Raw genomic sequence first — 12,209 nt, forward strand, 5'->3', positions numbered from 1 at the left:
AACATATATATAATAATAAAAAACATACCTTTGCAATAATATCAAAAACAGAAAATTGTAATCAATATGAATCCAACCAAATTGATTGACAGAATATTTGAACCACGTAGAAAGCAGATTGAAAAGTATTCGGAACATGCCGAAGAAATACAGGAAAAGGTCTTGAACAGACTAGTAACTTCTGCTTCGTGTACAGAGTGGGGAAAACGTTATAATTACAAGAATATAAAAGATTATTCCGGATTTAATAAACTTCCAATTCAGACTTATGAGGATGTAAAAGAGTATATTGACCGCATGCGCCATGGCGAAAAAGATATATTGTGGCCTGGGCAGGTTAAATGGTATGCGAAATCATCCGGTACAACTAATGATAAAAGCAAGTTTATTCCTGTCTCAAAAGACGGACTTAAAAACATCCATTACAAAGGAGGCAAAGATGCCGTTGCCTTATATCTCGGTGAAAATCCTGACAGCCATTTCTTCGAAGGTAAGGGACTGATACTAGGTGGAAGTCATGCGCCTAATTATAATCTGAAGGATAGTCTGGTTGGTGATTTGTCTGCTATACTTATACAGAATGTGAGTCCTTTGGTAAATCTTATACGTGTACCAAGCAAGGAGATAGCATTGCTGAGTGAGTTCGAGGAGAAAGTTGAAAGAATAGCTTCTTCTACTGTTAATGAGAATATTACTAATATTTCCGGCGTTCCGTCATGGATGCTTGCTGTAATAAAAAGAATATTGGAAAAGACAGGGGCAAAAACTTTGGATGAAGTATGGCCAGGACTGGAAGTATTCTTCCATGGTGGAGTATGTTTTACTCCTTATAGGGAACAGTATAAGGGCCTTATAAAATCAGACAAGATGCATTATATGGAGACTTATAATGCAAGTGAAGGCTTTTTCGGACTTCAGAATTCTTTGTTGGATCCTTCTATGCTTCTGATGATTGATTATGACGTCTTTTATGAATTTATTCCTTTAGATGAGTTTGAGAATGAAAATCCTACCGTAGTTCCGTTATGGGGAGTAGAAGTAGGCAAAAACTATGCAATGCTTATAAGTACTTCTTGTGGATTGTGGAGATATGTCATAGGTGATACTGTGAAATTTACTCAGAAAAATCCATATAAGTTTGTCATAACAGGACGTACCAAACATTTTATAAATGCTTTTGGAGAGGAACTGATGGTTGATAATGCAGAAAAAGGACTGCAGACAGCTTGTCGTGAAACAGGTGCACAGGTCTTGGAATATTCGGCAGCACCGGTATTTATGGATGCTGAGGCTAAATGCCGTCATCAATGGCTGATTGAATTCAGCTGTATGCCTGATTCTGTTGAACATTTCCGCCATGTGCTTGATAAGGCCCTTCAGAGTATAAATTCTGATTATGAAGCCAAAAGACATAAAGACATTACATTGCAGGAATTGGAGATTATTGTAGCTCGTCCGGGATTGTTTCATGATTGGCTCAAGCAGAAAGGAAAATTAGGCGGTCAGCACAAAATCCCACGTTTAAGTAATAATCGAGAATATATTGAGAGTATGTTAACTCTTAATATGTAAGCAATGTTTGTTTGAATTAATATCATTTACACCATAGTAAAGTTTTACGATGAAATTATCTACACTACATATTTTGCCAATTGCAGTAATAATATTGATGATATATGCATGTGCAAGTACGGGTACTCCGGATGGAGGACCATATGATGAAACTCCTCCAAAATTTGTGCGTGCTACTCCCGAACCTAATGCTATAAACAATAAACGGAAGAAAGTATCATTAGAGTTTGATGAGTTCATCAAAATTGAAAATGCTGCAGAAAAGGTAATAATCTCGCCACCACAGGCAGAAATGCCGGAAGTAAAGGCTAGCGGAAAAAGAGTTTTAGTAGAGTTTTTTGACTCTTTAAAAGCAAATACTACCTATACAATAGATTTTGGCGATGCTATTGTAGATAATAATGAGGGAAATCCTATGGGAAATTTCTCTTATGCTTTTTCAACAGGAGAGACAATAGATACAATGGAAGTCTCGGGTACTGTTCTTAATGCTCAGGATTTGGAACCTATAAAAGGTATCCAGGTTGGATTGCACAAAAATCTGGACGACTCGGCTTTCGTGAAAATACCTTTCGACAGAATTTCGCGTACTGATAGTAGAGGACGATTTTCAATTAAGGGAATAGCTCCTGGAAAGTATAGAATATATGCATTGAAGGATGGAAACCAGAATTATCTGTTCGATTCGAAAACAGAAATAATTGCATACAATGATTCTGTTATAGTTCCTTCTATGGAAGCAGCAGTAAAGAATGATACTGTATGGAACTCTATTGATACCTTAAAAATTGATACTGTTCTGACGGTGCATTATACTCATTTTATGCCTGATGATATTGTCCTAAGGGCTTTCAAAGAAGTAAATACAATGCAATATCTTGCTAAAAGCGAGAGAGAACAGCTAAACAGATTTTCACTCTATTTCAGCGCCAAGGCAGATACTCTGCCTACAATTACAGGAATTGATTTCGATGCTAAAGATGCTTTTATAATTGAATCTTCTGTTAACAACGATACAATAAGATATTGGATAAAAGATACTGTGCTTTGTGAAAGAGATACATTGACTCTTCAAGTAGATTATCTTTATACTGATACCTTGGGTAAACTTGTGCCGAAATGCGATACATTGATCATGATGAACAAGGTGAACAAGGCTAAACGTATGGCTATGGCAAAAGAAGAAATGGAGAAGAAAGAGAAGGAATTGAAGAAAAAAAGGAAGAAAGGAGATACTATAAATGTGGTTGAAACAAAATTCTTCAACATGAATGTTGATGCTCCTTCTTCAATGGATATAAACAGAAATTTATGCTTGAAATTCGATGAACCGGTATTGAGTATTGATACTTCTGCAATTCATGTTGACGTGAAAGTTGATACCTTATGGGAAAATGAACGTTTCATATTGATGGCAGACAGTGTAGTGCCACGTCAATATTATATACTGAGCGATTGGAAGCCCGGAAACGAATACAGGCTCAGAATAGACTCTACTGCAATAAAGAGTATTTATGGACTTCATACCAACAAGGTGGAAAATACTGTCAAGGTGAAAACTCTTGAGGAGTATGGAACTCTTTATTTGAATATAAGCGGAATAGAAGGTAATGATGCCTATGTGCAGTTGTTGAATTCAAGTGATGCTGTAGTAAGAGAACAGAAAGTAAAGAATAACAATACATGTGATTTTTATTTTCTTCAGCCAAATACGAAATATTACATAAGAATGTATATTGACAAGAATGGCAACGGAAAATGGGATACAGGCGAGTATGATAAAAAAATACAGCCTGAGGAAGTTTATTATTTCCCTAAAGTATGGGAAATGAAAGCAAACTTTGAGTTTGAAGAAAATTGGGATGTTAAGGCTGTGCCTTTGGAAAAACAGAAACTTGATGAGATAAAGAAGCAGAAGCCTGAGGAAGCCAAGAAAATAAAAGATAGAAATAAGGAACGTGCAAAAAAATTAGGACTGACATCATGATAAAACGTATATATATATGCATATTATTGTTCCTATTTACTGGAATATGTGCTAAAGCACAATGTGGCGCTGTAAATGACGCAATCAAGCCCGGTGAAGAACTCTCATATGAACTGAAATTCAACTGGAAGTTTATATGGATAAATGCCGGCTGGGCTAAAATGACGGTTGACACTACCACATATAATGGAATGAAATGTCTTAGGACAGATTTGGAGTCGTTTACAAACAAGAGGATTGATATGTTTTTCAGAATGCGTGATACTCTTACTTGTATTACGTCAGATGAACTTGTGCCGTTATATTTCCGTAAAGGAGCAGCAGAAGGCAAAAGATATAGTGTGGATGATGTAAAGTTCAGTTATAGGAATGGAAAGTGTATAGTAGATCAGTATAGGATAGTAAATGGAAACTTGAGAAAGAACTATCAGGAATCATCCGTTTGCGTTTATGATATGCTCAGCATACTTTTGCAGGCACGTTCTTATGATGCCACAAATTATAATATCGGTGATAAAATCCTGTTCTCTATGGCTACAGGAAAAGATGTAGATAAACAGACTCTTATCTACAGAGGAAAGGATGTTTATAAGGCAGAAGACGGATGTAAATATCGTTGCCTTGTATTTTCGCTTGTGGAATATGTAAAAGGAGAAGAAAAGGAAGTTATTACATTCTATGTGACAGACGACCGGAATCATTTGCCTGTGCGTCTGGATATGTATCTTAACTTCGGATCTGCCAAGGCATTCCTGACAAAGATAAAAGGTAATAAGTATCCGTTGGATTCTTTGGTGGAATGACAATTTTTGTATGACGGGTTTCAATAACCTAATAATTAAAATCCATATATTATGATTAACAAATTGAAGAAAGAGCTTTCAGGAATATACAAAGTATTGATTTTGGTATGTGTATTGCCTTTTCTTGTAAGTGCATACTGTATTGGCTCTGATAATAGAGAAGAGCAAACAGATGATGATAGATATACATGTGTTGATGTTCCGAGATATACTGTATTTTGTGGAGATACAATAGATTTGACAAGATATGACAGGCATGAACGTATGGATAGGGAGTTGTTGGCATTCTCGTTTATGCACAGCACATCTATCCAGACTATTAAAAGAGCGAACAGATATTTCCCTGTGATTGTTCCTATCCTTAAAGAAAAGGGAATACCTGAAGATTTCAAGTATCTTATGGCAATAGAAAGTGCTTGCAACCCGTTGGCACGTTCAGGTGCAGGTGCTGCCGGATTATGGCAGTTTATGCCTACAACAGGAAAGGAATATGGGCTTGAGGTCAATTCTCATGTGGATGAAAGATATAATGTAGAGAAAGCCACTTATGCAGCATGTAAATATTTAAAGGATGCATATAATAAATTTGGCGATTGGGTAAGTGTTGCAGCTTCTTATAATGCAGGACAAGAAAGAATTTCACAGCAACAGGAGAAGCAATATACAGATGAAACCTTGGATCTTTATCTCGTGGAAGAAACCGCAAGATATATATATAGGATTTTTGCAGTTAAAATGTTGTTTGAAAATCCTACCGATTTCGGTTTTTACTTGAGATCATCTGATTTATATCCGCAAATTCATTATAGAACTGTAAAAGTGTCTGAAACTATAACAGATTTGGCGCGTTTTGCAAAAAGTCAGGGAACGACTTATGCACTTTTGAAAAATCTGAATCCTTGGCTCAGAAGTACATCTCTCCCATGCAAGAACGGAAAAGAGTATGAAATAAAGCTTCCGGACAAAAACAATATGAATTATAATCCGGATTTTACAATGCCATACAGCAGGAATTGGGTGATTGATAAATAAGTCACTGTATGGTAATTATCTAATATTTGAAAACATAATATCATAAATAAAATAACCATGAGAAACTTTTTATTATTAGGCACAATGTGTGTATGTGCATTATCTGTGTCTGCCCAGTCATTTAAGGAGTGGCAGGATCCGGAGGTAAATGCCATTAATCGTGCTCCTATGCATACAAGCTTTTTTGCTTATGAGAACCTTGAAACAGCAAATAAAGGAGTAAAAGAAGAATCGGATAATTTTATGACGCTTAACGGAAAGTGGAAATTTCTGTGGGTTGAAAGTGCGGATAAAAGACCTGATGACTTTTTCCGTGTAGGATATGATGATAACGGATGGGATGATTTCCGTATTCCGGCAGTATGGGAGCTTAACGGATATGGTGATCCTATTTATGTCAATATAGGTTATGCTTGGCGAAACCAGTATAAAAATAATCCTCCTTACGTTCCTGTTGAAAAGAATCATGTGGGTTCCTATCGTAAGGAAATTGTTGTTCCTGCCAATTGGAAAGGAAAAGACATAATAGCTCATTTCGGCTCTGTTACTTCAAATATGTATTTATGGGTGAATGGTAAGTTCGTGGGATACAGTGAAGACAGTAAACTGGAAGCCGAATTCGATATCACTAAATACCTTGTTCCCGGCAAAAAAAACCTTATAGCATTCCAAGTGTTCAGATGGTGTGACGGTACTTACCTGGAGGATCAGGATTTCTTCAGATATAGCGGTGTGTCACGTGACTGCTATTTATACACACGCAATCGTAATCGTATAGACGATATTCGTGTTACTCCGTCATTGGACGATGAATATAAGAATGGAATTCTTGATGTGGAATTAAGCCTTAAAGGTAACAATAACGTTAGTCTGGAACTTCTTGACGCTGACAACAATGTTGTACAGGTAAAGGAAGTAAAGGGCTCTGGAACAGTTAAAGCAGAATTTAATGTTGAAAATCCTAATAAATGGACAGCAGAAACTCCATATTTATATACACTTCGTGCGAGTCTGGTTAATGGAGGTAATATTACAGAAATTGTTCCGTTGAAAGTTGGTTTTAGAAGAATCGAGATAAAGAATGCCCAGGTTCTTGTAAACGGACAGCCTGTTTTATTCAAAGGCGCCAACCGTCATGAAATGGATCCTGACGGTGGATACGTGGTATCACGCGAACGTATGTTGCAGGATATTCAGATAATGAAAAAGTTCAATATAAATGCAGTTAGAACATGCCATTATCCGGATGATCCATATTGGTATGAGCTTTGTGACAAGTATGGTATTTATATGGTTGCTGAGGCTAATATTGAATCACATGGAATGGGATATGGAGAAACTACGTTGGCGAAAGTTGATTTCTATAAAAAAGCACATATGGAGAGAAACATGCGCAATGTACAACGTAATTTTAATCACCCTAGTATCATATTCTGGTCTTTAGGAAACGAAGCCGGATATGGATCTAATTTTGAGGCTGCATATCATTGGGTGAAGAATGAAGATAATAGCCGTCCGGTACAATATGAACGTGCCGGATATTCCGGATTGACCGATATCTTCTGTCCAATGTATTATGGTTACGATGCTTGCGAGAAATATTCTGAGGATGACAGCAAAAATAAACCTCTTATTCAGTGTGAGTATGCTCATGCTATGGGTAATTCAGAAGGAGGTTTCAAGGAATATTGGGATCTGATACGTAAATATCCGAAATATCAGGGAGGCTTTATTTGGGATTTTGTAGATCAGTCATGCCGTTGGACCGGTAAGAATGGAGAAATGATATATGCTTACGGTGGTGATTTCAACCGTTTTGATGCCAGTGACAATAATTTCTGTGATAATGGATTGATTAGTCCTGATCGTATTCCTAATCCGCACATGTATGAAGTAGGATATTTCTATCAGAACATATGGACAACCCCTGGTGATATTGCTAACGGAGAAATAAAGATATACAATGAGAATTTCTTCAGAGACCTTTCCGCTTACCGCATGCAATGGGAGGTAATAAACAATGGTAAATCTGTTCGTACCGGAATCGTTGAAAATCTTGATGTAGCACCACGTCAGACGGTATCATATAAAATAGATTTTGGTAAGCTTGATGAATCGGGTGAGTGGCTTCTGAACGTGAAATATATACAGAAGACAAGTGAAAATCTTGTTCCTGCAGGACATGTAGTAGCAAAGAATCAGATAGTATTGAAAGGTTATGATGCTTCGGATATGAAATTCGAGAATATAGCAGAGAAGAATATTTCTGTTATAGCGCCTGTAGCTAATGATGAAAATGTTAATTGTCTTGAAGTCAGTGGCGAAACATTCAATATTCAGTTCAATAAGCAAAACGGATTTATGGACAGTTATTGTGTCAATGGTACACAAATGATAAACGAAGATGCTCAGCTGACTCCGAATTTCTGGCGTGCTCCTACTGACAATGATTATGGTGCAGGTTTGCAGAATAAGTATGCAGTATGGAAAAATCCTGAGATTAAACTTGTTTCAATGAAACACGAATCGGTGAATGATATGATTGTAGTATCTGCAGAATATGATATCGCAAGTGTTTCAGCCAAGTTATATCTCACTTATACCATAAACAATCAAGGTGCTGTGAAAGTAACACAGAAGATGGTTGCAGACAAATCGGCAAAAGTATCTGATATGTTCCGTTTCGGAATGCAGATGCCAATGCCAGAATCGTTTGAGAATATTGTATATTATGGTCGTGGTCCTGTTGAGAATTATATAGATAGAAATCACAGTACAGATATAGGTATTTATTCTCAGACAGTCACTGAGCAGTTCTATCCATATATCCGTCCTCAGGAAAATGGAACCAAGACAGATATACGTTGGTGGAAGCTGTTTAATGAAGAAGGTAAGGGATTAATGTTTGTTGCCGAGAAACCATTCTCTGCGTCTGCTTTACATTATACAATGGAGTCTCTTGATGATGGCAGTGAAAAGAATCAGCGCCATTCTAATGAGGTCGTTCCGTCGAAGCTCACAAACTTGTTGATTGATAAAGTACAGCAAGGTTTGGCTTGTGTTGACAGTTGGGGAGCAATTCCGCGTCCTGAATATAGAATCCCATATGATGATTATGAATTTACATTCATAATGACTCCTATATCCAGTATGGTGATTATGAAATAATGGTTAAAGCTGTCTCAAAATCCGGTTGATGATTTTGGGACAGTTTTTTTATATTATCGTATGTTTATATATACCTTACTATAGGATTATTATAGATTTTGGGTATTATGCATTGAAAAAACGAAAGAAGTTTTGAAATAAGCAACTAATAAACTATATTTGATGTCGGTTTATATTAATCATTTAAATTTAACAAAATAAAATATAAGGATGGTTGCTATTACAAAGTAACATAAATGGTGTACCATGTTAATCACAATAAATTAATATATGTTTTTACTTTAATGCAGACTTAAAAGAATATTTGGCTTTTCATGAATTTGTATTTGAGTTTAAACATTGGACTTATAAACTGATATATAAAATATTTAATTCATTCACATATGTATAAATTTGATTATTTGATAGTTGGAAGTGGCTTGTTCGGTGCTACTTTTGCTTACAGAGCAAAGCAAGCAAACAAGAAATGTTTGGTTATAGATAAACGTAATCATATTGGTGGTAATATATATTGTGAGAATAAACATGGAATAAATGTTCATAAATATGGTGCACATATATTTCATACATCAAATAAAAAAGTATGGGATTTTGTAAACCGCATTGTTGAATTTAACAGATATACTAATTCACCGGTTGCAAATTATAAAGGAAAGTTGTTCAACTTGCCTTTTAATATGAATACTTTCTATCAAATGTGGGGAGTAATTACGCCAGCCGAAGCTCTTGATAAAATAAACAGCCAGAGACAGGAAATGTTGGAGAAGATTTCATTATCTGAAACAAAAGAACCTGCAAATCTGGAAGAACAGGCAATATCTCTGATAGGTGTTGACATTTACGAGAAACTTATTAAAGGCTATACAGAAAAACAATGGGGAAGAAAATGTACTGAACTTCCGTCTTTTATTATCAAGAGACTTCCGGTTAGATTCGTTTATGACAATAATTATTTTAGTGATAAATATCAGGGTATTCCAATCGGTGGATATAATAAACTGATAGAAGGCTTGCTGAAAGATATTGAAGTCATAACTGATACCGATTTCTTTGAGAACAGAGAATACTGGGAACAAATGGCTGAAAAGATAGTATTCACAGGTAAAATAGATGAATTCTACGATTATAAGTTTGGAAAGCTTGAATATAGAACAGTCTATTTTGAAGAGGAAGAGTTGGACTGTTCAAATTATCAGGGAAATGCTGTTGTCAACTACACAGATATAGACGTTCCTTATACAAGAGTAATAGAACATAAACATTTTGAAATGTTTGGAGATGAGGTTGATAAGTGTAAAAAAACGGTTATCTCTAAAGAATACTCTATTGAATGGAATGAAAATCTTGAACCATATTATCCTATAAACAATCCTAAGAATAACGAATTATATCAGCAGTATAAATTGCTGGCAGATAAAGAAACAAGGGTAATTTTTGGCGGAAGATTGGCTGAATATAAATATTACGATATGGCTCCAATCATAGAAAAAGTTCTTAATATGGATATATTTTGAAAATTATAAGGGTGGGTAAATATTAGTTATGCCCGTAAAGCAGTAAATATAAATTATCTGCATTTTATATATTGATATTTTGTAACATTTTAATATGATTTAAATATATGAAGTTATTATCATTAGTTGTTCCAACGTATAATATGGAGAAATATATAGCAAGATGTCTGGATACAGTAACAGATGCTATAGTTCCATCTACTTTGGAGGTAATCGTTGTCAATGACGGAAGCAAGGACAAATCGCTTGAAATCATCCGTAGTTATGAAAAGAAGCGTCCGGATATAATTACGGTAATTGATAAGGCAAATGGTCATTATGGCTCTTGCATAAATGCTGCACTTGCAGTAGCTAAAGGTAAATATTTCAGAATGCTTGATGCCGATGACTGGTTCGATACAAAAGCTCTTGTAGAACTGTTGAGAAGATTGGAAACATGTGATACCGATTTGTTTGTTACATTAAGAACAGAGTACAGAGTAAAGAAGAATGGTAGTGTAGATATAAAGAAATTTCCTTTCAACACGGTTGAATATAATAAAGTCTATCAAATGCAGGAATTCGAAATAGAGCCTCATGTGGTGGGTAGAGAATTCAATATGCATAGTATGGCATACAAAACCGAAATCTTGAGAAAGGTTGGATTAAAGCATATAGAAGGTATATGTTATACTGATATCCAGTACTGTTTTCTTCCTATAGACAGGATAAAGGACTTTATTGTATTTGATTTGTATTTGTACTATTATTTTATTGGACGTGATGATCAGTCAACAAGCGCTGTCTCTTTGTTAAGAAACTATCAACACGTAGTTAAGGTAATAAGCTTTGTGCTTGACTATATGGATAAGTCATATAGTAATAATAGTGAGATTACAGTATCAAATCAGAGATATTTTCTATCGGAGATTTATAATATGTTCATTAATAGTCTTAGGTGGCATAAACCGCTTACTGATGATGAATATTCTGTAGTTGAAAATATTATAGTCAGGGCAGAGAAGTATAAGGCGGAAAGTAAAATCATGAGTAAGTTCTATTTTAAACTATATAAAATAGTTAAAAGTAGAATAGTCTTGAATATGATTATCTTTTTATATCAAAACGTTCATTACCAAAAGAAAAGACGTTTTAAAGTTTAATATTTCTTTAGAATATTATTATCTCTATAGTTGTTAATTGATGGTTTCTGGAAGTAATTCAGATTGTTAAAAAGTTTAGAAACGTTATAAAGGACATTTTATGGTATATTCTCTGTTGTTTTTTTTAGTGAGACTTTTGTCTTATATCCCTTTCAAAGTTTTATATATAATATCAGATTGTCTTTTTTACATAGTATATTATATAGTTAGATACAGAAGGAGGATAGTACGTAAGAATATGATAGAATCATTCCCTGAGAAAAATAAACAAGAGATAATAGCTTTAGAGAAAAAATTCTATCGTTTCTTTACGGATAATATTCTTGAAAGTTGCAAAATGGCCACAATCTCAAAGCAGGAAATAGGTAATCGCATGAAATTTAAAAACTTTGAGGACCTGAACGCTATACTTAGGGATGGCAAATCCGTATCACTTTATTTGGGACATTATGGAAATTGGGAATGGGTATCATCTATACCTTTGTACATTGAAAAAAAAGGAATAGTAGCTGCTCAGATATATCATAAATTACGGAATAAGTATATGGATAAGTTGATTCTTAAGAATCGCGGTCGAATGGGTGCTATAAATGTAGAGATGCATAAGACAGCACGGTATATAAATGAGTTAGCTATGGGAAATAAAGTATCTGTAATAGGGTTTATAGCTGATCAGTCACCTAGAAAGATAGAATCGCGCTATTTTATACCATTTTTAAATCATAACGTGCCTGTATTGACTGGAACGGAAAAAATAACCAAACACTATGGCTTTGAAGCTTTATTCATTAAAATGAAACGTGTAAAGAGAGGTTATTATGAAGTTGAATTTGTAAGAATGCATGATGATCCGAAATCACTTCCAGATTTTGAATTAACTACTATATATTTCAACATGTTGGAAAAAATGATTAAAGAAAGTCCGGAACTTTATTTGTGGACGCATAATCGTTTTAAACATGCTAAATAGTCATAGAAGAAATATTGATTA

General features: G+C 34.9%; 8 protein-coding genes. All 8 read left to right on the forward strand.

The window, feature by feature from the left end:
• The first annotated feature begins 66 nt into the window (after positions 1–66).
• The 8 genes from OCV82_RS07080 to OCV82_RS07115 all read left to right on the forward strand — a co-directional run bounded on the left by OCV82_RS07080 (position 67) and on the right by OCV82_RS07115 (position 12,188).
• Positions 67–1,572: a GH3 auxin-responsive promoter family protein gene (locus OCV82_RS07080; protein WP_154043750.1), complete on the forward strand. Its 1,506-nt coding sequence runs from the start codon at positions 67–69 to the stop codon at positions 1,570–1,572.
• A 49-nt stretch (positions 1,573–1,621) separates the two neighbouring features.
• The gene (locus OCV82_RS07085; protein WP_154043751.1) at positions 1,622–3,559 is read left to right on the forward strand and encodes an Ig-like domain-containing domain; all 1,938 of its coding nucleotides are present in this window, start codon (positions 1,622–1,624) and stop codon (positions 3,557–3,559) included.
• A complete protein-coding gene (locus tag OCV82_RS07090; RefSeq protein ID WP_154043752.1) occupies positions 3,556–4,362 on the forward strand; it encodes a DUF3108 domain-containing protein in 807 nt (268 codons plus the stop codon). The genes OCV82_RS07085 and OCV82_RS07090 overlap by 4 nt, the downstream gene beginning before the upstream one ends.
• Positions 4,363–4,413: 51 nt before the next feature.
• Positions 4,414–5,394 (forward strand): lytic transglycosylase domain-containing protein, encoded by a 981-nt coding sequence (locus OCV82_RS07095; RefSeq protein ID WP_154043753.1) that lies wholly within the window; start codon positions 4,414–4,416, stop codon positions 5,392–5,394.
• 57 nt (positions 5,395–5,451) lie between these two features.
• Positions 5,452–8,562: a glycoside hydrolase family 2 TIM barrel-domain containing protein gene (locus OCV82_RS07100; RefSeq protein WP_154043754.1), complete on the forward strand. Its 3,111-nt coding sequence runs from the start codon at positions 5,452–5,454 to the stop codon at positions 8,560–8,562.
• Between the two features lie 383 nt (positions 8,563–8,945).
• Entirely contained in the window at positions 8,946–10,076 is a 1,131-nt protein-coding gene (gene glf / locus OCV82_RS07105; RefSeq protein WP_154043755.1) for a UDP-galactopyranose mutase, read from the forward strand.
• A 107-nt stretch (positions 10,077–10,183) separates the two neighbouring features.
• A complete protein-coding gene (locus OCV82_RS07110; RefSeq protein WP_154043756.1) occupies positions 10,184–11,218 on the forward strand; it encodes a glycosyltransferase family 2 protein in 1,035 nt (344 codons plus the stop codon).
• 100 nt (positions 11,219–11,318) lie between these two features.
• Positions 11,319–12,188, forward strand: coding sequence for a lysophospholipid acyltransferase family protein (locus OCV82_RS07115; protein WP_154043757.1), 870 nt, complete (start codon positions 11,319–11,321; stop codon positions 12,186–12,188).
• The last annotated feature ends 21 nt before the right edge of the window (positions 12,189–12,209 follow it).

The organism is Bacteroides cellulolyticus (genome assembly GCF_025567135.1).
GTDB classification, from domain to species: domain Bacteria; phylum Bacteroidota; class Bacteroidia; order Bacteroidales; family Bacteroidaceae; genus Phocaeicola; species Phocaeicola cellulolyticus.